The organism is Nocardiopsis deserti (assembly GCF_008638355.1).
Classification (GTDB): Bacteria; Actinomycetota; Actinomycetes; order Streptosporangiales; family Streptosporangiaceae; genus Nocardiopsis; species Nocardiopsis alborubida.
Map to the genome: position 1 here is coordinate 250459 of NZ_VWVS01000004.1, position 22126 is coordinate 272584.

Annotated in this window: 20 protein-coding genes and 2 pseudogenes; 12 read left to right on the top strand and 10 right to left on the bottom strand. The window is 71.3% G+C overall.

Features of this window, described 5'->3' with window-relative positions; translation table 11 throughout:
- Positions 1–99: 99 nt before the first annotated feature.
- Positions 100–1611 carry an MFS transporter gene (locus tag FYW99_RS13815; protein ID WP_223839004.1) on the bottom strand — a complete coding sequence of 504 codons (1512 nt, stop codon included), beginning with the start codon at positions 1609–1611 and terminating at the stop codon, positions 100–102.
- Positions 1612–1712: 101 nt separating this feature from the next.
- On the opposite strand from FYW99_RS13815, the gene FYW99_RS13820 reads away from it, so the two are divergent.
- Positions 1713–2570, top strand: a complete 858-nt coding sequence (locus FYW99_RS13820; RefSeq protein ID WP_150252455.1) for a helix-turn-helix transcriptional regulator — start codon at positions 1713–1715, stop codon at positions 2568–2570.
- Positions 2571–2746: 176 nt separating this feature from the next.
- Here the strand turns inward: FYW99_RS13820 and FYW99_RS13825 are convergent, their stop codons facing one another.
- A complete protein-coding gene (locus tag FYW99_RS13825) occupies positions 2747–3793 on the bottom strand; it encodes a glucose 1-dehydrogenase (protein WP_150252456.1) in 1047 nt (348 codons plus the stop codon).
- 414 nt (positions 3794–4207) lie between these two features.
- Here FYW99_RS13825 and FYW99_RS13830 point away from each other — a divergent pair, with 414 nt between their 5' ends.
- Together FYW99_RS13830 and FYW99_RS32330 are read left to right on the top strand one after the other, a co-directional pair.
- Positions 4208–5608 (top strand): acyl-CoA synthetase, encoded by a 1401-nt coding sequence (locus FYW99_RS13830; RefSeq protein ID WP_150252457.1) that lies wholly within the window; start codon positions 4208–4210, stop codon positions 5606–5608.
- Positions 5609–5957: 349 nt separating this feature from the next.
- Positions 5958–6725 (top strand): FG-GAP repeat domain-containing protein, encoded by a 768-nt coding sequence (locus FYW99_RS32330; RefSeq protein WP_223839005.1) that lies wholly within the window; start codon positions 5958–5960, stop codon positions 6723–6725.
- Between the two features lie 25 nt (positions 6726–6750).
- On the opposite strand, the pseudogene FYW99_RS33075 reads toward FYW99_RS32330, so the two are convergent.
- Positions 6751–6807: pseudogene (locus FYW99_RS33075) on the bottom strand (peptidylprolyl isomerase); the annotation flags it as partial.
- A gap of 92 nt (positions 6808–6899) precedes the next feature.
- On the opposite strand from FYW99_RS33075, the gene FYW99_RS13845 reads away from it, so the two are divergent.
- Together FYW99_RS13845 and FYW99_RS13850 are read left to right on the top strand one after the other, a co-directional pair.
- Positions 6900–7319: a Fur family transcriptional regulator gene (locus tag FYW99_RS13845; RefSeq protein WP_061080189.1), complete on the top strand. Its 420-nt coding sequence runs from the start codon at positions 6900–6902 to the stop codon at positions 7317–7319.
- 59 nt (positions 7320–7378) lie between these two features.
- The gene (locus FYW99_RS13850) at positions 7379–8878 is read left to right on the top strand and encodes a catalase (protein ID WP_150252459.1); all 1500 of its coding nucleotides are present in this window, start codon (positions 7379–7381) and stop codon (positions 8876–8878) included.
- A gap of 161 nt (positions 8879–9039) precedes the next feature.
- Here the strand turns inward: FYW99_RS13850 and FYW99_RS13855 are convergent, their stop codons facing one another.
- Positions 9040–9417 carry an ankyrin repeat domain-containing protein gene (locus FYW99_RS13855; protein ID WP_150252460.1) on the bottom strand — a complete coding sequence of 126 codons (378 nt, stop codon included), beginning with the start codon at positions 9415–9417 and terminating at the stop codon, positions 9040–9042.
- A gap of 246 nt (positions 9418–9663) precedes the next feature.
- On the opposite strand from FYW99_RS13855, the pseudogene FYW99_RS13860 reads away from it, so the two are divergent.
- Together FYW99_RS13860 and FYW99_RS13865 are read left to right on the top strand one after the other, a co-directional pair.
- Positions 9664–10430, top strand: a pseudogene (locus FYW99_RS13860) (SAM-dependent methyltransferase).
- A 511-nt stretch (positions 10431–10941) separates the two neighbouring features.
- Positions 10942–11376 (top strand): hypothetical protein, encoded by a 435-nt coding sequence (locus tag FYW99_RS13865; protein WP_150252461.1) that lies wholly within the window; start codon positions 10942–10944, stop codon positions 11374–11376.
- Between the two features lie 111 nt (positions 11377–11487).
- Here FYW99_RS13865 and FYW99_RS13870 read toward each other — a convergent pair whose 3' ends face one another.
- Positions 11488–12495 carry a glycoside hydrolase family 11 protein gene (locus FYW99_RS13870; RefSeq protein ID WP_150252462.1) on the bottom strand — a complete coding sequence of 336 codons (1008 nt, stop codon included), beginning with the start codon at positions 12493–12495 and terminating at the stop codon, positions 11488–11490.
- A 393-nt stretch (positions 12496–12888) separates the two neighbouring features.
- Here FYW99_RS13870 and FYW99_RS13875 point away from each other — a divergent pair, with 393 nt between their 5' ends.
- Positions 12889–13182 (top strand): Rdx family protein, encoded by a 294-nt coding sequence (locus tag FYW99_RS13875; RefSeq protein WP_150252677.1) that lies wholly within the window; start codon positions 12889–12891, stop codon positions 13180–13182.
- Positions 13183–13477: 295 nt separating this feature from the next.
- Here FYW99_RS13875 and FYW99_RS13880 read toward each other — a convergent pair whose 3' ends face one another.
- Positions 13478–14674, bottom strand: coding sequence for an FUSC family protein (locus tag FYW99_RS13880; RefSeq protein WP_150252463.1), 1197 nt, complete (start codon positions 14672–14674; stop codon positions 13478–13480).
- A gap of 407 nt (positions 14675–15081) precedes the next feature.
- On the opposite strand from FYW99_RS13880, the gene styA reads away from it, so the two are divergent.
- The 3 genes from styA to FYW99_RS13895 all read left to right on the top strand — a co-directional run bounded on the left by styA (position 15082) and on the right by FYW99_RS13895 (position 18442).
- Positions 15082–16323, top strand: coding sequence for a styrene monooxygenase subunit StyA (styA, locus tag FYW99_RS13885; RefSeq protein ID WP_150252464.1), 1242 nt, complete (start codon positions 15082–15084; stop codon positions 16321–16323).
- A 219-nt stretch (positions 16324–16542) separates the two neighbouring features.
- On the top strand, positions 16543–17139 hold the full coding sequence (locus FYW99_RS13890; RefSeq protein WP_150252465.1) for an HD domain-containing protein: 597 nt from the start codon (positions 16543–16545) through the stop codon (positions 17137–17139).
- Positions 17140–17500: 361 nt separating this feature from the next.
- The gene (locus FYW99_RS13895; RefSeq protein ID WP_150252466.1) at positions 17501–18442 is read left to right on the top strand and encodes a VOC family protein; all 942 of its coding nucleotides are present in this window, start codon (positions 17501–17503) and stop codon (positions 18440–18442) included.
- 194 nt (positions 18443–18636) lie between these two features.
- On the opposite strand, the gene FYW99_RS13900 is transcribed toward FYW99_RS13895, so the two are convergent.
- The 4 genes from FYW99_RS13900 to FYW99_RS13915 all read right to left on the bottom strand — a co-directional run bounded on the left by FYW99_RS13900 (position 18637) and on the right by FYW99_RS13915 (position 21576).
- Positions 18637–18996, bottom strand: a complete 360-nt coding sequence (locus FYW99_RS13900; RefSeq protein ID WP_061080172.1) for an MmcQ/YjbR family DNA-binding protein — start codon at positions 18994–18996, stop codon at positions 18637–18639.
- Positions 18997–19109: 113 nt separating this feature from the next.
- Positions 19110–19673 (bottom strand): CG0192-related protein, encoded by a 564-nt coding sequence (locus tag FYW99_RS13905; protein ID WP_150252467.1) that lies wholly within the window; start codon positions 19671–19673, stop codon positions 19110–19112.
- Positions 19674–20011: 338 nt separating this feature from the next.
- Positions 20012–20836 carry a peptidoglycan recognition protein family protein gene (locus FYW99_RS13910; RefSeq protein ID WP_150252468.1) on the bottom strand — a complete coding sequence of 275 codons (825 nt, stop codon included), beginning with the start codon at positions 20834–20836 and terminating at the stop codon, positions 20012–20014.
- Positions 20837–21120: 284 nt separating this feature from the next.
- Positions 21121–21576: a MerR family transcriptional regulator gene (locus tag FYW99_RS13915; RefSeq protein WP_150252469.1), complete on the bottom strand. Its 456-nt coding sequence runs from the start codon at positions 21574–21576 to the stop codon at positions 21121–21123.
- A 100-nt stretch (positions 21577–21676) separates the two neighbouring features.
- Between FYW99_RS13915 and FYW99_RS13920 the strand changes: the two genes are divergently transcribed.
- Complete coding sequence (locus FYW99_RS13920; RefSeq protein ID WP_150252470.1) at positions 21677–22012, top strand: EthD domain-containing protein; 336 nt, start codon at positions 21677–21679, stop codon at positions 22010–22012.
- Positions 22013–22126 lie beyond the last annotated feature (114 nt).

Here is a 22126-nt window from a genome sequence, read left to right on the forward strand (position 1 = left end):
CGGGCCCGCGGCCCAGAAGGCTCCACACCGTGATCCCCTCCGCCATCGGCGACATCGCGCGACCGTCGGCTCATGGTGTCGGCACCGATTGTTCTCGGCTCAGCGTCTGGGCAGGGCGAAGGCGAAGAGGGCGAAGGCGATCGCGAACACGGCCTGGACGATCATGCAGATCGCGAGTGCCGTCATGTAGGCCTGCCCGAGTGGGGCGGTGGAGCCAGCCATCGCCGTACCCAGAACCCCTCCAGCGACCGCGACCCCGAGCCCCATGGCGGCCTGCTGCGTGGTCTGGATGACCCCGGAGGCCGCCCCTGCCGAGGAGGGCGCGACGTCGGCGATCATCGCTCCGACCAGCGGCCCGAACATGAGCGCCTGACCGACCCCGACGCCGACCAGCAGGGCACCCAGCGTCCACCCGCTCATGCCCGGACCCTGCATGAGCACCGATGCCGCGGTCGCCACCAGCATCGCCGCCTGAACGAACCCGCCGATCGTCAGCAGACGGCGGAATCCGAAACGGGGTGCCAGCTTTCCCGACCAGATCGACACGGCGAAGAAGCACAGCGCGAACGGCAGCAGCACGAAGGCCGCGCCCATCGGGGACCAGCCCAGACCCGTCTGCGTGGAGAGCGCGTAGAGGAACGTGAACGCACCGAAGGCCGACTGGAGCAGGAGGGCCATGATGAGGCCGAGTCGGTACGACCTCAGACGCAGGAGCGGAGGAGGAACGAGCGGGACCAGGTCGCGGCGGTGCAGTCGGAGCTGCCGCGTCCAGAACGCCGCGAACGCCACCGGACTGGCCGCCAGCAGTGCCCAGCACCACCCGGGCCAACCGAGCGCACCGCCCTGGGACAACGGGATCATCAGCGCGAGCAGCGATGCCCCCAGCAACGCGGTACCGACCAGGTCCAGCGAACGATCGCCCGGCGCGTCGGTGCTGGGCATCCAACGTAGAGCGGCGAGGAACGCGACGGCGCCCATGAGGACACTCATCGCGAAGACCGTGCGCCAGGGGGAGCCGAGCAGCGGGACCGACAGCAGGAGGCCGCCGAGCACCTGACCCACCGCCGTCGCGCCGCCCGCGGTCGCCCCGAACAGCGCCACCGCCCGGGCACGCTCGCGTCCATGCGTGGAGGCCGTGATCGTCGCGAGCACCTGAGGCACCATCGCCGCCGCCGACACGCCGGTGAGCGCGCGGGCGACGATCAGCACGGTAATGGTCGGCGCGAGCGTTGCCATCAGCGAGAACGCGGTGAATCCGGCCATGCCGAACAGGAAGAGCCGCCGCCTGCCGTACAGGTCGCCCAGACGTCCACCGACGACCATCGGCGCGGCGAAGCCCAGGGAGTAGACCGACACCACCAACGACTGCTCGGAGGCTGAGGCCTGCAACGAGGTTCCGATACTCGGTACGGCGATGCCCGCCGCTGCGAAGCTCATCACCGACAGCAACAGGGCGGACAGCGCGGTCAGGAGTCCGACCATGCCCAGCGTCGCGGGCGGCGCCCCCTCCATAGCCGCTGATCGGTCCAGCGTGGTGGTACTGCGGGGCTCGCGGTAACCCTCGGGCTGCGCAGAGGACGTCTCGCTCCGCGGTTTCGATTCTCTAGTCACGCCTCGACCCTGGCAGGGACCTCATCCTGGTACCAGGTGCCTGTTTATGGGGGTACTGACCGAACCTGGCTACTGGTCCGCGTGTGAGGCATGGTGGGAACATGACAGGTTCCCGACCCCACGCGATCAGACGCGATCTCGGCGCCTTCCTGCGCACCCGACGCGAACGGCTCACCCCGGACCAGGTGGGGCTTCCCGCCACCGGGCGCCGTCGCACGCCCGGCCTGCGGCGCGAAGAAGTCGCGGTGCTCGCTGGAGTGGGCGTCACCTGGTACACCTGGCTCGAACAGGGCCGACCGATCAACGTCAGCACACAGGTCCTGACCGCGGTCGGCAGGGCCCTTCGCCTGGACGACACCGAGAAGCGACACCTGGAACACCTGGCCGGTGCGCGTACCCAGTCGACCGCTCCGCTGGCGCTCGACGCGTCGCTGTCGGCGGCGTACCAGCCGGTACTGGACAAACTCGACCCCTACCCCGCCTGCCTGCAGACCAGCGTGTTCGACGTGGTGGCCTACAACCTCTCCTACCGCTTCCTGTTCACGGACATGGACCAGATACCGCCCGCCGAGCGCAACTGCGCGTTGCAGTTCTTCACCAACGCCGACTGGCGCAGCCGTTATGTCGACGACGACATCGTCGCCGCTCGGATGGTCGCACAGCTGCGCGCGGTCGCCGGCACCGACACAGGCCACACCGCGAGCACCACGGTCGAAGAGCTGCGGCAGCGGTCGGAGGAATTCTCACGACTGTGGAACCGGCACGACGTCATGCTCCAGCACCTGGAGACCAAACGACTGGACAGTCCACGCGTCGGCTTGCTGCGACTCAATTTCGTCTCGACCAACGTCGCGGAGACCGGTCACCGCCTGACCGTGATGACACCGGCCGACGAGACCACCTCACAGCGGCTCCTCCAGCTGTCAGCATTGAACATCGGCGCCCCTACGCGTGGATGACGGCCGCGACCGCAGGCGACGTCAGCGAACTGCCCAGGACGCCCGCCCGTAGGTTCTCCGTCCGGGTACGCCCTCGCACAGGGGCCTCGGCTCCCTTCGCCACCGCGGGTCAGAACCCCTGCGTCACACCAGCAGCGTTCTCGCCCAGCCCACGTCCAGCACCTGCCTGCGGCCGCTCAAAGCTCGATGACGGTCTTGACGTGGTCGCCGCCGGGCTCGAACGCCTCGTGCGCGCGCTCCAGCGGCAGCCGCCGGGTGATCACCCGCTCCAGCCAGGAGTGGTCGGCCCGCGCCAGCGCCTCCGCGGCCATCTCGTAGTGCCGCAGGTTGGCGTTGACCGACCCGAAGAGCACGTCGTTCTCCAGGACCAACCGACGGTTGATCGCCCCGGCGTCGACGTCGATCGTGCGCCCGCCCGACGAGATACCGGTCAGGCAGACGATCCCGTAGGCCGTGTTGTGGGTCATCGCGTCGAGGATGACGCTGGAGGCGCCGGTGGCCTCGATGACCACGTCCGGCTCGCCCGCGGCAGCGACCTCGGCGACGCCGCCGGTGTGGTAGGTCGCCCCGAGGGCGGCCACCAGCTCGGGCTTGACCCCGTGCTCCACCCGGTCCAGCACGTGCACGTCCAGACCGCGCTGGACGCCGATCATGGCGGCGAGCAGTCCGATCGGCCCCGCGCCGGTGACGAGCAGGCGGCGCGGCTCGAACCAGGCGCGCCCGCCGATCCGGTCGATCTGGTCCCACGCCTTGGCCACGACCGTGGTCGGCTCCATCAGCACGCCGACGCGCTCCAGCGACGGGTCGAGCCGAACCGCGTAGTCGGCCTCCACCGTCCACTGCTGGGAGCCGTAGCCGTGGATCTGTTTGATGCCGCGCTCGGTGAACCTGCCGTTGCGGCACATGTCGAACTCGCCGTGCGCGCAGGCCCCGCACGGCACGGGGTCGGGCCTGCGCACCACCCCCACCACCAGGTCGCCCGCGGAGAAGCCGCTGTCGTCCGGAGCCTCACGCACCCGGCCCAGCGACTCGTGCCCCAGGATCAGGCGCTCGTGACCGGGCGGCGCCTCGCCGTACTCACCGCCCGCGATCTCGCGGTCGGTGCCGCAGATCCCCAGCGCGATGCCGTCGACGAGCAGCTCCCCCGCACCCGGCACAGGTGCCTCCACCTCGCCGACCCGCACCGAACCGGCCTGCGACGGCACCACTGTCAGAGCACGCATGGCTCTCCCCCTCACCTGACGCACGTGTTGGCCCCGGCCACCGGGTCCGGGGCGCCCCGGAAGCGGTGGCCGGGGTCCGGGAACGGCCCCGGCGCCCGCCCCGTCCCCGGGGGGTTCTGCCAAGCGGCTACCCGGACGCCGCGCCCGACACACGAGGCGGGGCGCGAACTGGCCGGGGCGCGGCCCGAGCGGAGCGCGGACGAAGCAGGGCGCGCACAGGGCGGAGTACGACCGGAGCAGGACGCGGACGGGTCGAAGCACAGCCGCAGCGCAGACGGACCGGGACGCGACCGGGCCGGGGTAGGGCAGGAGCGGGATGCGAACGGGCAGGGGTACGCACGGCCGAGGCCGCCCCCGCACCGACCCTGTGGTGTACTGGCCGACTGGACAGGACACGACGGGAAGGGGCGCGAGGTGCTGCTGGGTTCGGGCGCGGGCGAGGGGACCGCGGTGAGCGTCGGCGGGGCGGGGCTGGACCGCGAGGGACTGTGGTCGGCCGCGGCCGCCGTGGCCGAACGGGCGGTCGGCGCCGATGCCGTCGCCGTGCACGGCGAGGCCTCGCTGTCCACGGTCGTCGCGGTGGTCGGCGGCCTGCTGGCCGGGGTGCCCGTGGTCCCGGTCCCGGCGGACGCGGGGACCGCCGAGCGCCGCCACATCCTGCGCGACTCCGGCGCCTCACTGTGGCTGGGCGCCCCGAGGGAGGGGATCGACCTCCCGGTCGTCCCCGTGGACCCGGCCGAGCGCTCCTCGTTCACACTGCCCGAACCGCCGCCCGACTCCACCGCGCTGGTCATGTACACCTCCGGGACCACCGGACCACCCAAGGGCGCCGTCATCGCACGCCGGGCCGTGGCCGCCGACCTGGACGCGCTCGCCGACGCCTGGGACTGGACGCCCGACGACGTGCTGGTGCACGGCCTGCCGATGTTCCACGTGCACGGCCTGATCCTGGGCGTCCTGGGGGCACTGCGCGTGGGCAGCCCGCTGCTGCACACCGTCCGCCCCACCCCCGCCGCCTACGCCGCCGCGGCCCGGGGCGCCCGACGCGGGACCCTGTTCTTCGGCGTGCCGACCGTGTGGTCGCGGATCGCCCGCGACCCCGACAGCGCACGCGCCCTGTCCGGGGCGCGGCTGCTGGTCTCGGGCAGCGCCCCGCTGCCCGACACGGTGGCCGACGGCCTGCGGGAGGCGTGCGGCCACAGCCCCGTGGAGCGGTACGGGATGACCGAGACGCTGATCACCGTGGCGGCGCGCGCCGACGCGCCGCGGCGCACCGGCTGGGTCGGGACGGCGCTGCCCGGCCTGGAGACGCGGCTGCGCGGCGAGCACGGTGAGCCCGTCGCCTCCGACGGCGAGAGCGTCGGTGAACTCCAGGTCCGCGGCGCCACCCTGTTCGGGGGCTACCTCGGGCTGCCGGAGGCCACGGCCGCGGCGTGGACCGGGGACGGCTGGTTCCGCACCGGCGACGCGGCGGTCCGCGACGGGGAGGGCTGGCACCGGATCGTGGGCCGGATGTCGGTGGACATGATCAAGACCGGCGGCTACCGGGTCGGCGCGGGCGAGGTCGAGGCGGTGCTGCTCGGCCACCCCGGGGTGGCCGAGGCCGCCGTGGTGGGCGAGGCCGACGACGACCTCGGGCAGCGGATCGTCGCCTACCTGGTCGGTGAGGACCTCTCCCCCGAGGCCGTCATCGACTACGTGGCCGAGCGCCTGTCGGTGCACAAGCGTCCGCGCGAGGTGCGCGTGGTGGACACGCTGCCGCGCAACGCGATGGGCAAGATCCAGAAGAAGCTGCTGGGGAACGCGCCCGCCTGAGGGGCGACAGGGCCGCGGCCCGCCCGCCGCGGCGGGGTCGGGGAACGCGTGCGCGCGGAGGGCCGTGGGCTCGCCGTCCGGGCAGGTGTGGGCCACGTACGCGTGTGATCGCGGGGTGCCTGGACAGGAGTTCTCCCCCCTGCTGGAGTACTTGGTCAAGCCGCACTTTTACGACGTAGATCGCAAAAAGGACATTCCGTTGGCCACTGGGGCGCGGGCGGCCCGCTGCGGCGGGCCACCCGCGTCGACGGACACGGAGATGGGTCCGGCCGCGAAGACGTCAGTGCCTCACCTGGCCGGATCCGGCGACGGGCGTCGCCTGTCCAGGCGGATCGCCTACGGTTCCGTCATGACCTCCGATTCACCTCCCCCCGCCCCGTCACCCTCCCCGGCAGCGACCAGCGGCGGACGCCGAGGGCTCTGGGCAGCGGTCGGCCTGGGGCTGGTACTCACCGGCTGTAGCAGCCCGGCTCCGCCACCCCAGCCCTCCGGGCCCAGCGCCTTCCCACCCTGCTGGGACGCCGCGGGCCGGCTGACCGCCGATGTGGACAACGACGGCCGCCTCGACCGCATCACCGGCACCCAGGGCGTCGGCGCGGACCTGGGCATCTCCTTCGGCGGGGAATCCGGGTTCGCAGAACCGCGCACACCGCAGGACCTGCTCGGAAGCTCACCCGAGGAGGAAGAGGAGGAGGTCAAGGCGGCGGTGGCCGACTTCGACGGCGACGGATGGCTCGACCTGGCGATCGCGGCCGCCACCCTCACCGGGGGAGACGACGTGGTCCCTCCCCGAGTGTCCGAGCTGCGCCTGGGCCCCTTCTCCGAGCAGGGGGCCGGACAGCGCACCGTGGGGCTGGACCTGCAGAGCACGGTCGGGCTGCGCGTGGTCGACTTCGGCGAGGACGCGCACCCCGACCTCGCGTCGTACTACTACGACGGGGACGGCGTGTACGAAATGCTCGGCATGCTGGGCGGTGCCGAGGACGGACTGGGCGGCAGGGTCAACCACGAGACCGACCTCGGCGACCCCTACGACGACATTCCCGACAAGGAGGGGCCTTCAGAACACCTTCCCCCCTCCGCCTTGGACCGGTTCTATCCGGCCTGCGACGCGTGACCGCGGCACGCACCCGGTGACCGGGCGCGAACCCGCCGCCCTGCACCATGAAGCCGTTGACGACCCGGTGGAAGATCGTGTTGTCGTAGCGGCCAGGGCCCGCCGCGCGGGGGGCGGAGCAGGGTTAGGCACCCCTTTGTTGGAATCATTCCAGAAAAGTGGTTCAATGGGCGCATGCACCAGACGGAGACCGAGGCCCTCCTCCGGGGGGCTTCGCTACGCGTGACCCGGCCACGAGTGGCGGTCCTGGAGGCGGTCGGGGCTCATCCGCACGCCGACGCCAGCACCGTGCTCCAGGCGGTCCGCGGCCAGCTCGGTGCGGTGTCCACACAAGCGGTGTACGACGTGCTCAAGGCTCTGACGGACGTCGGACTCGTCAGGCGGATCGAACCGGAGGGGTCGCCCGCGCGCTACGAGCGCAGGGTGGGCGACAACCACCACCACGTGGTCTGCCGCAGCTGCGGCACGATCGCGGACGTGGACTGCGCCACCGGAGCCGCGCCCTGCATGACGGGTTCACAGGACCACGGCTTCGCCATAGACGAGGTCGAGGTCACCTACTGGGGCGTCTGCCCCGACTGCCAGAAGGCCTGACACACGCCCGGTGCCCTGACCGCGGCACCGAAAGATCCCACCTTAGGACCGAGGAATTCATGTCTCAGGACAACACGAAGCCGCTGACCACGGCCAACGGCGCCCCGGTAGCCGACAACCAGAACAGCCTGACCGCCGGACCGCGCGGCCCGATGCTGCTTCAGGACCTGTGGTTCCTGGAGAAGCTCGCGCACTTCGACCGCGAGGTCATCCCCGAGCGTCGGATGCACGCCAAGGGCTCCGGGGCCTTCGGTACCTTCACGGTCACCCAGGACATCACCCGGTACAGCAAGGCCGCGATCTTCTCCGAGGTCGGCAAGCAGACCGAGATGTTCGCCCGCTTCTCCACCGTCGCCGGTGAGCGCGGCGCCGCCGACGCCGAGCGCGACATCCGCGGCTTCGCCCTGCGCTTCTACACGGAGGAGGGCAACTGGGACGTCGTCGGCAACAACACCCCGGTCTTCTTCTTCCGCGACCCGCTGAAGTTCCCCGACCTCAACCGCGCCGTCAAGCGCGACCCGCGCACCAACCTGCGCTCGGCCGAGAACAACTGGGACTTCTGGACCAACCTCCCCGAGGCCCTGCACCAGGTCACCATCGTGATGTCGGACCGCGGCATCCCCGACGGCTACCGCCACATGCACGGCTTCGGCTCGCACACCTTCTCGTTCATCAACGAGGCGGGCGAGCGCTTCTGGGCCAAGTTCCACTTCCGGACCCAGCAGGGCATCAAGAACCTCACGGACCAGGAGGCCGCCCAGGTCGTGGCCGGGGACCGCGAGTCCGCGCAGCGCGACCTGTTCGACGCCATCGAGCGCGGCGAGAACCCCAAGTGGACCTTCTACGTCCAGATCATGCCCGAGGCCGAGGCGGCGGACTACCGCTTCCACCCCTTCGACCTGACCAAGGTCTGGTCCAAGAAGGACTACCCGCTGATCGAGGTCGGCGAGTTCGAGCTCAACCGCAACCCGGAGAACTACTTCGCGGACGTGGAGCAGGCCGCCTTCACCCCGGCCAACCTCGTCCCGGGCATCAGCTTCTCGCCCGACCGCATGCTCCAGGGCCGCCTGTTCTCCTACGGTGACGCCGCCCGCTACCGCCTGGGCGTCAACCACCACCAGATCCCGGTGAACTACCCGCGCGGCGCCAAGGTGGTCAACACCTACCACCGCGACGGCACGATGCGCGTGGACGGCAACCAGGGCGGCGTGCCCGGCATCGAGCCCAACTCCTACGGCCGCTGGCAGGAGCAGCCCGCCTACGCCGAGCCGTCGCAGGCCATCGGCTCGACCGCCGACCGGTTCGACTACCGCGAGGACGACGCCAACTACTTCGAGCAGCCGGGCAACCTGTTCCGCCTGATGAACGCGGACGAGCAGCAGCGCCTGTTCGAGAACACCGCACGCGCGATCGACGGCGCCTCCCAGGCCACCATCGAGCGCCACATCGGCAACTGCACCAAGGCCGACCCGGCCTACGGCGAGGGCGTGCGCAAGGCCATCGAGGCCCTCCAGTCGGGCAAGGTCTCCGCGACCGACCCCAACTCGGACGCCGTCTGAGCAACGCCTGAAGTCCCGACCAGGGCGTGAGGACCCGAACCGGGTCCGATCCACCGAGCCGACGCGGCCCCGACCGCGTCGGCTCGGCCTGTCGCGGGACCCGGTCCTGGGCGCCCTCGCCCCCGGGGGGACCGCGACGGCGCGGTCCCCCGGGGGCGGGATCAGGGCAGCAGGTGGGCACGGCCGAACATCTCGGCCGCGGCGCGGGCGCTCGGCGTGCCCGCGTCGAGGTCGGCGCCCGCGGCGACGAGCACCGCCACGATCCCCTCCTCCCCCTTGAACAGCGCCCCGGCCACGGGAGTCTGGTCCCGGTCGTTGCGCAGGTCCACGTCGGCGCCGCGGTCGACGAGGGCGCGGACCACGGCCTCCTGTCCGTGGTAGGCGGCGAGCATCACCAGGGTGTTGCCCTGCTCGTCGCGGGTGTCCACGGGAAGGCCGTGGTCGAGGAACTCCAGCAGTTCCTCCGTGCGCCCCTCTCGGGCGAGGTCCATGGCCAGGGCGATGACCCGGCCCGTCTGCTCTGCGGAGAGTTCGTTCATGGGTTCCATGCTAGACATCCCCACCTGGCCGGACCCGCACACGCGGGCCCGGGGGACGGGACGCGACCGGTCCGGGACCGTGTCGGGGACGTGTCTGGGCCGCGCGGGGACAGCTGAGGGCACGAATCGTCGCTCGGAAACCCCTGTGACGCAAGGGTTTCGTGGTTGCGGTGGTACCTACCGGGCCAGGACGATTGCAGCGCGACGCCCACTTCCCCGCAAGGACACCATGACCACCACTCCCCCATCGACACGTCGGCCCCCCACTCCGCACGCGTGTGGAACCACTGGCTGGAGGGCAAGGACGACCACCCCGTCGACCGGGAGCTGGGCCAGCAGATCGCGCAGGCCTTCCCCGGGATCGTGGAGGCCGCCCGCGCCGACCGGCAGTTCCTCGTCCGGTCGGTCACGCACCTGATGGAGGAGGGCGTCCGCCAGTTCCTGGACACCGGCACCGGCCTGCCCACCGCCCACAACACCCACGAGGCCGCCCGGACCGCCGCGCCCGAGTGCAGGGGCGTCCACGTCGACAACGACCCCCTGGTGCTGACCCACGCCCGCGCCCTGCTCACCAGCAGCCCCGAGGGATCGACCGAGTACGTCGACGCCGACCTGACCGACCCCGGCCCCTCCTGGAGCAGGCCCGCCAGTACCTGGACTTCTCCCAGCCGATCGGGCTGACGTTCATGGGCACCCCGGGCCACTTCCCTGCGGACGAGGGCACCCACGCCCTGGCCCGCGCCTACGTGGACGCGCTGCCCTCGGGCAGCTTCCTGGCCCTGTGCGACAGCACGAGCACGAGACCGCAGACCATCGAGGCGTCCAAGGCGTGGAACGAGGGCGCGAGCCAGCCCATCCACCTGCGCACCGTCGAGGCGGTCGAGCGCTTCTTCGACGGTCCGGAACTGCCGGAGCCCGGCGTGGTCTCCGCGTCCCTGTGGCGCCCGCTGCCCACCGGCCTGGGAGCGCCCAAGGAGGTCGCCCAGTACGGCGGCGTGGCCCGCAAGCCCTAGTGCGGTGACCGGAAAGGTTCACCGGGGCGTGCGTATCCAGGATGATCTTGCTCCCAGAGGCACTGTCGACGGCCCACAGTGGCACCAGGAGCAAGATCACCGGGGAAGAGAGCCCCCGACACCACACCGGCAACGCTTCCGGACAGTCCACTAGCCGGAAGCGCGTGCTCGGGGCCGCCCGGCCGCCGGAACCCGAAGCGGAACCGGGGGCCGGGCGGCCCCGCGTTCACCGGCGGAGGCCGATCGGCACACCGCTCTGGTTCTCCTCCCGCGGTGACCGGAAAGGTTCACCGGGGCGCGCGTATCCAGGATGATCTTGCTCCCAGAGGCACTGTCGACGGCCCACAGTGGCACCAGGAGCAAGATCACCGGGGAAGAGAGTCCCCGGCGCCACACCGGCAACGCTTCCGGACAGTCCACTACCGGTGGTCCCCGGAAAGAACCCCGATCTCCCCCGATCAGGCCTGTGGACAACCCGATCCGGCCACGTCGGCGCGCGCATACTCAAGGCATGCTCTCCTCACACGCCCACGCCCTGCTGTCCGCCCTCCTCGACGACCTGCCCGGCACGAAACACCTCCTGACCCTGCACACCCGACGCGTGCTGGTCACCTCCGTCGAACGCCGGGAGGAGGGCTTCGAGGTCGAACACCCGGCGGTGGTGGAGCGGCTGTGCGCCGCCCTCACCAGCGGCGGCCTCGCGGCGGTGGTGCTGCGCAGCCCCACCGACCGGATCTCCCACACGCTTCCCGACGGGGTCGACGTCCCCGTCACGCTGGTGCGCGGCTGGACGGTCGCCGACCGGACCCTGGTGCCCCTCGACGAGGCGCGGATGTTCGACGCCCACTGCACCGACTCCGCCTCGGGCGAGCCCGTCCCGCCCGAACGGGGCGTGGTGTACACGGACGCGCCCGCGGTCGACCTCACCCTCTTCCACGGCACGTGAGGGCTCCCGGTGCCGCGCGGTGCGGCGCCGGGAACCCTCCCACGGGTCGCCCTGGGTGGCGCGGCGGCCGCGGCCGCCGCGCCACGGGCGGGGTGTCGGTGGTGTCGGGGGTCAGTTCGCGCTACAGGAGACCGTCGGCCAGGTCCAGTTGCCGTTGTGGTCGATGGTCACGCCCCAGTTGTTGCCGTTGCCGTTGGGCCTGGCGGTCAGCACCTGGGAGCTGGGGTAGTTGGCGCTGATGTTCCACGTGGAGCTGATCCTGGCCGGAGACGGCACGTTCATCGTCACGGTCCAGTCGCTCGAACCGCTGACCGAGACGTTGAGGTTGTACCGGTCGCTCCACTGCTGGCCCGCGGACAGGGTCGCGGTGCAGCCGCCACCACCGGGGTTGCCGCCACCGCCACCGCCACCGCCACCGCCACCGCCGGAGCCCACCGTGATGTTGGAGCTGCCGCTGCTCTGGTAGCCCTCCGTGGCCATGATCATGTAGTCGTGGTTGCCCAGGTTCATTCCGGCGCGGGCCCACGCGTCGAAGTGGTTTCCGGAGGTGATGGTTCCGCCCGTCCGCCTCGACTGGCGCACGCTCCAGTACTGGGGGAAGGTCTGGATGCCGTCGATGGAGGGGGCGTCGTAGCGCATCGTCCGGTAGATGTCGTAGGTGCCGCCGTCGCTGGTGACCGTGCCCATGTGCGTTCCGGTGGGCCGGTAGGTGCCCCAGTTGTCGACGATGTAGTACTCCACGAGCGGGCTCCTCGTCCACCCGTAGAGCGTCAGGTAGGAGTTTCCGGACGGATTGAAGCTGCCCGAGTAGTTCACGGTCCTGCGTCCGCCGGTGGGCCAGCCCTTACCGGCGACGAAGTTGCCGGTGTTGCTCCAGGAGGTGCTGTAGTTGCCGCCGGAGCCCAGCTCCATGGAGACGGTCCCCTGGCTGTCGGTCCAGAAGGAGTAGAAGTAGCCGTTGTGGGTGCCGGTCTGGTTGGTGGTGATGGCCGCGCTGGCGGTGCCGGGCAGCAGCGCCAGGGTCGTGACCAGTGCGACCGCGACGGCGCAGACCCGGCCGACGAGCGTTCTGGCGCGACCTTGTCCGCGGCTGCGCGGGGGTGCGGGGGAATCGTGCATGAGTGCTTCCTCCTCGTGCGTTGGGGGGGGTCAGGAGGCGTGCGGAGGACCGGATCGGGGGTGATCCGACCCGACGGGGACCGTGAGCCCCGTCACAGGCTCAGTGTCCGTCCGGCTCCGTTGCGTTGTCAATAATTTCCGGAAGATTCCGGACAACTTGAAGCACGCACCTCCTTCTGCGCGGCATATCCCCTGTTCAGCGACCTGGAGACACGACGCGCCCGCGGTCGACCGCCCTTACTTCCGGAAGGATTCCGGATCACGGTGGACGGGGAGGCTTCCCACCACGAGCGCGCCAAAGGCCCGGCACGTACGGGCAACACCGCCCCGCACCGACCCGACAATGCGCTCCGGCCTCCCTCCCGGGCCCGGCTCCGTGCCATGCTGGGAGTCATGGAGGTCAAGGAACCGCGGCTGGAGATCGAGTACTGCACCCGGTGCCGGTGGCTCCCGCGGGCCACCTGGATGGCACAGGAACTACTGACCACGTTCGAGGCCGAACTCGGCGAGGTCGCGCTCATCCCGGGCACCAACGGCGTGTTCGAGGTGCGCCTGGACGGGGAGAGCGTGTGGTCGCGCCGGACCGACGCGGCCTTCACCGACGCCGCCGAGCTCAAGCGCCTCGTCCGGGACCGGATCGCCCCCGAACACCACCTGGGGCACTCCGAACTGCCCTCGGACGGCTAGGGCCTGTTTTTTGAACCGGCCTCAGCTTGTGGGGGGTTGGTTCGGGCGCCCACGGGGTTCTGGAGGTGGCGGGCGACGGGTGGGCACGAGCGAACCCGCTGTAGACACCACCCTGCCTGCTCCAACCCGATTCCCGTGCTTCGGGCGCCCGAACACGGGCCGAAGCGAAGCGGAGGTCCCAAAAAACACTGTCTAGGGGCCGGGATCACGCCCGTTCGCGCCCGGCGCGAACGGGCCCCTTCGGGAGCGCCGGAAGACCGGAAGCGGGCGGCAGCCGCTGCCGAACCCGGACCCTTCACGAGCGCCGGAACGGTCGGCGGCGCCGGACGCGGCCCCCGAACCGGGCGCGCGCCCGGGGCGCCAACGGCAGCCACGGCTCACGCGGCGGGTGGGCGACCCGCGTCGGTTCGTCCTCTCCGGCCAGCGCCCGTTCGGCCCCCTCGGGTTCGAGACCGGCGAACAGCATGATGTCGGTGGCGACCATCCGCACGTACAGGTGGGCGGCCCCGGTCACGGGGTCGTCCGCCGCCTCGTCGAAGGGCCCGACCAGGGCGAGCACCCGGTCGACCGCACGCTGGCGTGCCGCGCGGTCCCCGAGGTCCGCGGCCAGCACATCGAGCACGGAGGCCATCTCACACACCACCGGCGCCAGGCGTCGGCGCTCGTCGGTCTCGGTGGCTGCGGTGGTCCGTGCGAGCGACAGACAGCTCTCCCCGAGGATGATGAGCCGGTCGATCCTCTCGTCCTCGTACCGCAGCGGCTCGGGGTCGGTCCACCGCGCACTGGACCAGCGCACCGCGCGGTGGCTGTTCTCGCGTGCGCGGCTGAGGTCGGCCATCGGCCTGCTCAGAGCGCCCAGGCGGTCCACCGTCCACAGGGAGGGGTCCTCGTCCTCCTCCAGCGCGCGGCCGGTCACGCCGAGCAGGCGGACCATCTCCGCCAGCGCGGCCGCCTCGGCCCGGCGCAGCCGCGAGACCACGCGCGCGGGGAACAGGACCTGGCTCACCACGAGCGCCACACCCGCCCCGATGAGGGCGTCGGTGAGCCTGCCGAACCCGATGTGGCCCTCGGCGAAGGCCACGGTGAGGATCGCGCCGGCCGCCGCCTGGGCGATCACGAGCCGGGCTGCGCCGACGGCGACGGCGATCGCCATCGCCACGCCGGTGGCAGCGGCCAGAGCCCCGTAACCTCCGCCGGTGACGACCAGGGTCAGTTCACCGACGACGATGCCGATGACCACGCCAAGCAGCATCCGCACGGCGTTGGTCCCCCGCTCCCCGCCCGCGGTGTTGAGCGCGATGACCGCGGCGATCGGCGCGAAGAACGGGGAGTGGTCGCTGACGAGGCCGCCCGCGATGATCCACGCCGCGGTCGAGGCGACCGTGGCCTGCACCACCGATCCCCCGTCCACGGACAGGCGGTCCAGCGCCGCCGACCCCGCGCGGGCCACCCACCGCAGCCCGGCGCGGACGAGACCGCTCAGAGACCGCATGCCCCTCCCGCCACCTCCGGTTCCGGCGGGCTCCGCACGCCCGCGTGGACACAGCCACTGCCACCACAGCTACCCAAGAGGATCACACGATCACCCTGCGAACACGAAAGCCCCACACTTCACTTGGGCAGAAGCCGCCCGTGCTGCCTCTGCGGCGGGAGGAACACGGGCTCCCCGAGGGAAGCTTCCCCAAGGAGGGCTCCCCCAAGGGGGAAGGAGGAGTCCGCGCGGAAATGCGGTCGCCACCGGATCGCGGACCGCCCACCGAACCGTGCGCACACCCCTGGCCGAGCCGGGACATGTTCCGTACGATCACCACCAGTGAGGAGAACGGCGCTTCCCCCGACCCCCGGCCCACCCGGGCGCCCCGTCCCCCGCCCGCGCACCGCCCCTGCCCCAGGAGAGACGTGAGCAAGAGAATCGGTATCGTCGGCGCCGGGACGGCGGGCCTGCACCTGGGCCTGCACCTGCTGCGGCACGGTGTGGAGGTGACCCTCTTCACCGAGCGCTCACCGGACCAACAGCGGCGGTCGAAGGTGCTCAACACCGTCGCCCACCACGCCGTGACCGTGGAACGCGAGCGCGCCCTCGGTGTGGACCACTGGCCGGCTCAGGAGTTCGGCTACCCCGGGCACGAGTACCGGGTGGGCCCGGAGCCCACCGCCTTCCGGGGCCGCTTCCGCGCACCCAGCCGTGCCGTGGACTACCGGATCTACCAGCCCCGGCTGACCGAGGACTTCGCCGAGCGTGGCGGGGAACTCGTGCTCGGCCGCCTCTCCCCCGACGACCTTCCCTCCCTGGCCTCCCGGTTCGACCTGGTCGTGGTGTGCACCGGACGCGGCCCGTTCGCGGAGATGTTCGAGCGCGACCCCGCGCACCCGCCCCTCACCCGCCCCGGGAGGGCCCTGTGCGCCGGTCTGTTCACCGGCGTCGCCCAGCAGCCCGTCCCCCAGGTGACCTTCCACGTCTCCCCGGGCGCGGGCGAGATGATCGAGATCCCCACCTGGACCGACGGCGGCCTGGTCATGGCCCTGGTCATCGAGAACCACCGCGGCTCCGCCCTGGAGGCCCTGGCCACCACCCCCTACGAGGAGGCCCCCGAGGCTTACCGCGACCTCGCCCTGGAGCTGTTTCGCGAGCACTATCCGGACTGCTCCGAGCGGATCGACCCGACGGAGTTCGGCCCCCTGGACGGGCCGCGCGGCATCCTCCAGGGCGCGGTGACCCCCGTGGTGCGCCGCACGCACACGGTGCTGGACGACGGCACCGTCGTGCTCGCCCTCGGCGACGCGCACGTCACCGTGGACCCCCTGCTCGGACAGGGAGCCAACATGGCCTCCCACGCCGCGTGGGTGCTCGCCGAGGAGGTCGTCCGCCAGGACGTCCTGGACCGCCGCTTCGTCGAGCACGTGGACATGCGCAGGCAGGACCGCGTCCTGTCGGCGTTCCGGACCACCAACCTGCTGATGGAGAACCTGGAGGCGCTGCCCGCGGACTTCGTGGAGTTCCTGGGCGAGCTGAGCCGCAACCGCTCCCTGGCCGACGAGTTCACGGAGTGGTTCAACTATCCCGAGCGCTTCTGGGACGACCTGGCCGACCCCCGGCGCACGGCGGCCTGGATCGCCCGGCACACCGCCGCCTCCGCGTGAGACGCGGCGGCCCTCACACCGGGCCGAGGTCGGCCAGCGGGTCGTCCAGGACCGTCTCCTCCTCGACCCGTACGCCGTGCGCGGCCATCTCCTTGCGAGGAGCGGATCCCGGCCGGTCGGGGCGGCGGTACCCGACAACGGCCGTGCCCGCTCACCCAGGGAGGGTGCCGCACCGCGGCCCCGTCCTCGAACGGTTTCCGTGCCGGTTACCTTCGGGGCATGGTGATCCCGAGTGACGAAGAGATCCGCGCGCTGCACGAGAGGTACGCCCCCACGCGGGAGGCGTTCGACCTCGTCCACACCCACTGCGAGATCGTGTGCGCGGTCGCCGAGCAGCTGCTCGACCGCTCCGGCCTCGCGCTGGACCGCGCCCTGGTCCGGGCGGGGTGCCTGCTGCACGACATCGGGGTCTACCGCCTCTACGACTCCTCCGGTCGACTCGACCACGCGCGCTACGTGAGCCACGGCGTGCTCGGCCACGAGGTCCTGGCCGGTGAGGGGCTGCCCGAGGCGCTGTGCCGGTTCTGCTCGCACCACACCGGCGTGGGGTTGACCCGCGAGGACATCCGCGACCAGGGGCTTCCTCTCCCGGAGGGGGACTACGTGGCCGAGTCCGCCGAGGAGGAGCTGGTGATGTATGCGGACAAGTTCCACAGCAAGCGCAACCCGCCGGTGTTCTTCTCCGCCGACTCCTACGCCGCGTCCGTCGCCCGCTTCGGCGAGGACAAGGTGACCCGCTTCAAGGAACTGAGCACGCGCTTCGGGGTCCCCGACCTGGCCCCGCTCGTGGCCGCCCACGGCCACGCCCTGCTCTGAGCCGGGTCCTGTGCCGCCGGAGCAAGCGGGGTGCGAGGCCTCGCGCGGTGGACGGGCCGGTCGCATCCCCCCACACCGCATCCGGAGGGCGCTCCTCCGCCACTGCCGCTGTCGTCCACGGCGCCCTGCCCGCCCGTGACCGTCGGCGCCCGGCCTCACGGAGAGCGCGCTCTCCTTCCTGACGCGTGGTTTTCTGGGGGCCCGACGTGGGGCCCGTGAGGAGGTCCGCACGATATTTAATTGACAAGGAAGAAACTTCCCTAGGATGGTGTTGTTCGGGCAAAGGCGCCTCATCCTCCGAGGCCCGGGACCCTTCGTGACACGAGGGAACCCCTCGGACCTACTGACCTGGGAGACCACCATGTCCGATTCGGCGGAGTCGACACCGCAGGCACCGTCCCCCGACGAGCGCAACCTGAGCGACGGCACGGGCATGGACGCCGTGACCCTGCGCGTGGGCGACCTTGAGTCGATGACCTCGTACTACGCGAACGCGCTCGCCCTGGAGCCCGTCGAGGAACGGGCACACGGCCGCGAGGTGCACCGTGTGCTCGGCCGCGGCAGGACCCCCATGGTGCGGCTGGTCTCCACCCCGGGGCTGCCCGCCGTCGACGCGCGCCAGGCCGGACTGTTCCACACCGCGTTCCTGTTCGAGGACCCGGCGTCACTCGCCGCGACCGTCTACCGCGCGGCGCAGGAGCCGCGCAGCCGGTTCGTGGGCTCCTCCGACCACCTGGTCAGCGAGGCCTTCTACTTCACCGACCCCGAGGGCAACGGCATCGAGCTCTACACCGACCGGGACCGTTCGGCCTGGAGGTACGACCAGGGGCGGTTGCGGATGGGCACGCTGTACCTCGACCCCAACGACTACCTGCGCACGCACCTCGACGAGGCGGTCGTCGCCGAGGGGCCGCGCCGGGCGGGCAGTGTCGGACACGTCCACCTGCAGGTCGGCGACATCGAGACCGCCAGGGCCTTCTACGTCGACGCGATCGGGTTCGAGACCACGGTCGACACCTACCCGGGCGCGCTGTTCGCGTCGGCGGGCGGCTACCACCACCACGTCGCGATGAACACCTGGCAGAGCGCGGGCGCGGGTCCGCGCGCCGCGAGTCTGGGGCTCGGCGACGTGGCGATCACCGTGCCCGCGCGGCAGGACCTCGACGCGCTCGTCACGCGCCTGAGGGCGCACAAGCTGGCCCACGCCGACACCGGCGGGTCGGTGGTGCTCCGCGACCCGTGGGACACGCAGGTGACGGTCGCCCTTCCCGGCACCAGCGCCGAGGAGCTCCTGGACCGCTGACCGTGGACGCCGCCCGAGCGGAACGACCGGCTCCACGTGGTCGACGGCCGCTCCACACGGGCTCATCGCCACCGTCTCGGGCCCCGGGGCGACCCCTGCCCTCACACGGCCTCCCCTGAACCCGGGCACGTCCGGCGGGGTCGCTCCGGAAGGGGAACACGCGACCGGGCGAAGGCCCTGGCCCTGGCCCGGGGTCAGGCCCGGACCAGGGACGCCGGGGTCGGCGGAGCGGCCACCAACTCCTCGGGCGCGGTCAGGTACCAGGCCTCCAGGGTGAGCTCGCTGAGCTCGTCCAGGTCGATCCCGTCGAGGTGGACGACCACCCAGCCGAACCCGCCCGCGGTGAACTGCACCTCGAACACCTCGGGCCGCTCGGCCACCAGCGCGGTCTGCTCCAGCAGGGTCTGCTTCAGCCCCACGGTCGCGGTGCGCGGCCACAGGTAGCCGAAGGGCCTGCCGCGCACGCGGAACGTCGTGTACTGGTCCGAGTCCTTGGACTCGCACTCCGGCAGAGCACTGACCAACCGCACGAACCGCTCGATCTCCACACTCATGGGAGGAGCCAACCACACGCCGCCGACAGGTCGGCGCGCGGCGGGCGGCTATCCGTCGGTGCCGAGGCCGGGCACGTGCCTCGGTGAGCCCTGCTCAGCCAGGAGGGCCCGGGTCAGACCAGCGTCGCGACCACCGCCTGCTGGTCGCCCCACCGGGCGAGAAGCCGTGTCCTTCCCTGGGGTCCACCGTCCAGGACCCGCCGGACCAGCACCCGCCCCTCCTGGGCCGACCCGCTGCCGTCGTTACCGGCACCGGACTCCCTGGAGACCACGACCTGCTGCGGCCTGCGCTCCCGTACCCGGCCGTCCTCCCAGACCTCCAGCTCCGCCTGCTCCTGCTCGCCCGCCAGCGCCCGCCGGAAACACGCGAGGGACACCTCGTCCTCGGTGCCGTCGTAGACCCAGCGCGTTCCCAGCACGGAGTGCTCCAGGGTGCCGACGAGGTGGTCCTCGTGCCCGGGCAGGGGCGCGCCCCGGTAGGTCAGCGGCACGTGGAGCAGACGGTCCCCGCGCCGGAGCAGGAACACCTCCACCCCGACCTCCCCCTCCGGGTCGTCGAACCGGTACGCGCCGAGCGCTTGGTCGGGCCCCCGGCCCGCCCACGGCTGGCCGTCCAGCCAGGCGCCGATGAGCTCGGGTTTGCTCGGGGTGAGGTCGGCCTTGTAGATGATTGCCATGGACCCCAGTATCCGGCACGGGGTGCGCAGGGGGCGCTGGGACCCGGCTCCGTCCGCCTTCGGAGGGTGCGGGCTCCGGTCGTAGCGGCGGCAGGTCCGGAAGACGGGCTCCACGCCGCAACGGGTCCGCGTCGCGGAAGCCGCGGCCCCCACGTCGCCGTGGCCGAACCGGGGTGTTCCGGGGAGACGACCGGCTCCGCGGGGTTCGACGAGCCGTGGCAGGAGCACGGGCACAGGCACCCGGTGATCACGCGGCGCTGTGTCCGCGTGGTCGCCGGGGCCTGTGGTGCCCGCGTCCCTGTTCCCGGGGCCTCGCCGGTACCTGCTCGGACGGCCCCCTAGCGGGAGAAGTCGTCCGGCCCCCGGGCGGGGCCGTGGTAGAACTCGCGGTCCGGCTCGTCGTCGGGCACGGGCGGGTGGGTGGGACCGTCCTCACCCGGTTCCTGGCGGGCGGCGATGGCGATGCCCTGGGCCCGCATCGTCTGGGTGGCCCTGTCGCGCAGCTCGGGAAGCCTGGAGTACAGCACGTTGCCGGGGCAGGCGGTGGCGTTGAAGTCGCGGTGGCCCAGGATGGCGCTGTGGGGGTTGAGCCCGTAGGCGCCGCACAGCCACGCCAGGGTCTGCACCAGCGCGTCGGTCAGGGCCGTGGTCGGGCCCACGCTCGTGTAGAGGCCCTCGTTCTCGATGCCGATGCAGGTGTTGTTGTGGTTGGCCACGTGGGCGCCCACGACGTGGTTGCCCGCCGCGATGGCTTCCGGCGTGCGGTCGCGGCCCTCCATGACGTAGCCGCCGCGGCTGATGGTCAGCTGCTGGCCGGTGTCGCTCCACCCGTTGGTGTCCATGTGGTGGTTCTGGATCGACTTGGACAGGTTCAGGGCGTGGTCGAGTGTGTAGTTGGTGCTGTTGGGCGTCGCGGTGTGGTGGACCACGATGTAACGGGGAGGGGCTGCCAGAACCTGGATGGGGCTGCTCGGCGGGCGCGCGCCCCAGGCGCCCCGCCAGTACAGGTACGGCTGGGCCGCCTGGACGGAGGCGCTCGTGTCGGTTGGCCGGGCGAAGGCGCTTGTGGCGCCGACCGCACCGAGGGCGGCGGTGACTGAGGCGATGGTGGCTCCGCGCAGGATGCTGCGCCTGTCCGGACCTGACCGGTGGGTGTTGGTCATGTGGATCCTCGGGGGGATAGCGGGGGTTACTTGCCAGTTCATGAAAAAACATGGACCCCGCAGTGCACAAAGGGTCACAACGCGTGTTTCTGTGGCCGCTTCCGGCCGCAGAAGCAGCACACAGCCCCTATGGCCAGGTTTCCTTCAATGTTGTACGAGCGGCGAGGAGGGCGGAAGGGAGAATCCCCGCGGTTCCCGTTCCTTTCCTGCCCTCCCCCTCCTGACCGAGGGTCGCCTGTCGGGGCGGTCGCTCGCTGGCCGCCGCAGGGCGGAGGAGCTCCGCCTCAGGTCGCGGAGCGCACACGAACCCGGGCAGGGGCCTCGCTCTCCACGGAATCACCCGTGACCAGCCCGCACGGATCTGAACCGTGAGAACTCCGGGGCCCTGGCTGATGTGCGGCCGTGGCGTCGATGAGTCCGTCAAGCGCTGTCACGGCCGCCGACAGCTCCTCGATGGCCACACGCAACCGGCCGCGCTCACGTTCCATCACCGCTTGCGCGCGCTGGGCCACCGCTCGTGAAGGGGAGCGCTCCATACACGGAACCAACTCGGCGATCGTCGCACTGGTGAGTTTGGCCGCGTAGAAGGTCTGGATCAGGCGAACACGGCGAACGTGCTCCTCCTCGTAAAGGCGCTGACCGCTCGGCGACCGGCGAACCTCGATGAGCCCTTGTTGCTCGTAGTACCGCAACGACCGCCGGCTGACACCCGCCCGTTCCGCGACCTCACCGATCCGCATCGACTCTCCTCTTGCCCATGACACTGATGTCACCGTTTAACCTACCAGTGAACCCACCGCATCTCGGATTTTCAGACGCCTATCAATTCCAAGGACCCTTGTGATCAAGTTCGCTTTCCTCATCAACCGTCTGCCCGGAATGACGGTCGAGGACTTCCAGCGCTACCACCGCGACAGGCACGCACCCCTGTTCACCTCCATTCCCGAAACGGAAAAGTACGTGCGCAGGTACGCCGTCTCGCATCCGGTCACGGCCGACGGCTACCCGGAACCGGCCTACGACGGACTGACCGAGATCTGGTTCGACTCGTGGGACGACCACGACTCCTTCTTCGCGTCCGTGAACTACAAGACCAAGGTCAATCCCGATGAGTCGAAGTTCATCGACCTCTCGAACGTCGGCGTGATGGTCACCAACGAAACCGTCGTCAAGTAGCACCCATCCCCCACGCGCGCGGGGTGTCGGTCGGCAAGACCCGACATCCCGCGCGGCACCACCGACTGATTGAGGCGCCCCGAGTTTTCCGGACGGGGACCCAATACGATGGGC

Excerpts from the sequence above, each read along its gene's own strand:
- FYW99_RS13820 (WP_150252455.1), top strand. The coding sequence starts at position 1,713 with ATGACAGGTTCCCGACCCCACGCGATCAGACGCGATCTCGGCGCCTTC.
- FYW99_RS13825 (WP_150252456.1), bottom strand. The coding sequence starts at position 3,793 with ATGCGTGCTCTGACAGTGGTGCCGTCGCAGGCCGGTTCGGTGCGGGTC.
- FYW99_RS32330 (WP_223839005.1), top strand. The coding sequence starts at position 5,958 with ATGACCTCCGATTCACCTCCCCCCGCCCCGTCACCCTCCCCGGCAGCG.
- FYW99_RS13845 (WP_061080189.1), top strand. The coding sequence starts at position 6,900 with ATGCACCAGACGGAGACCGAGGCCCTCCTCCGGGGGGCTTCGCTACGC.
- FYW99_RS13850 (WP_150252459.1), top strand. The coding sequence starts at position 7,379 with ATGTCTCAGGACAACACGAAGCCGCTGACCACGGCCAACGGCGCCCCG.
- FYW99_RS13855 (WP_150252460.1), bottom strand. The coding sequence starts at position 9,417 with ATGAACGAACTCTCCGCAGAGCAGACGGGCCGGGTCATCGCCCTGGCC.
- FYW99_RS13865 (WP_150252461.1), top strand. The coding sequence starts at position 10,942 with ATGCTCTCCTCACACGCCCACGCCCTGCTGTCCGCCCTCCTCGACGAC.
- FYW99_RS13870 (WP_150252462.1), bottom strand. The coding sequence starts at position 12,495 with ATGCACGATTCCCCCGCACCCCCGCGCAGCCGCGGACAAGGTCGCGCC.
- FYW99_RS13875 (WP_150252677.1), top strand. The coding sequence starts at position 12,889 with ATGGAGGTCAAGGAACCGCGGCTGGAGATCGAGTACTGCACCCGGTGC.
- FYW99_RS13880 (WP_150252463.1), bottom strand. The coding sequence starts at position 14,674 with ATGCGGTCTCTGAGCGGTCTCGTCCGCGCCGGGCTGCGGTGGGTGGCC.
- FYW99_RS13890 (WP_150252465.1), top strand. The coding sequence starts at position 16,543 with ATGGTGATCCCGAGTGACGAAGAGATCCGCGCGCTGCACGAGAGGTAC.
- FYW99_RS13895 (WP_150252466.1), top strand. The coding sequence starts at position 17,501 with ATGTCCGATTCGGCGGAGTCGACACCGCAGGCACCGTCCCCCGACGAG.
- FYW99_RS13900 (WP_061080172.1), bottom strand. The coding sequence starts at position 18,996 with ATGAGTGTGGAGATCGAGCGGTTCGTGCGGTTGGTCAGTGCTCTGCCG.
- FYW99_RS13905 (WP_150252467.1), bottom strand. The coding sequence starts at position 19,673 with ATGGCAATCATCTACAAGGCCGACCTCACCCCGAGCAAACCCGAGCTC.
- FYW99_RS13910 (WP_150252468.1), bottom strand. The coding sequence starts at position 20,836 with ATGACCAACACCCACCGGTCAGGTCCGGACAGGCGCAGCATCCTGCGC.
- FYW99_RS13915 (WP_150252469.1), bottom strand. The coding sequence starts at position 21,576 with ATGCGGATCGGTGAGGTCGCGGAACGGGCGGGTGTCAGCCGGCGGTCG.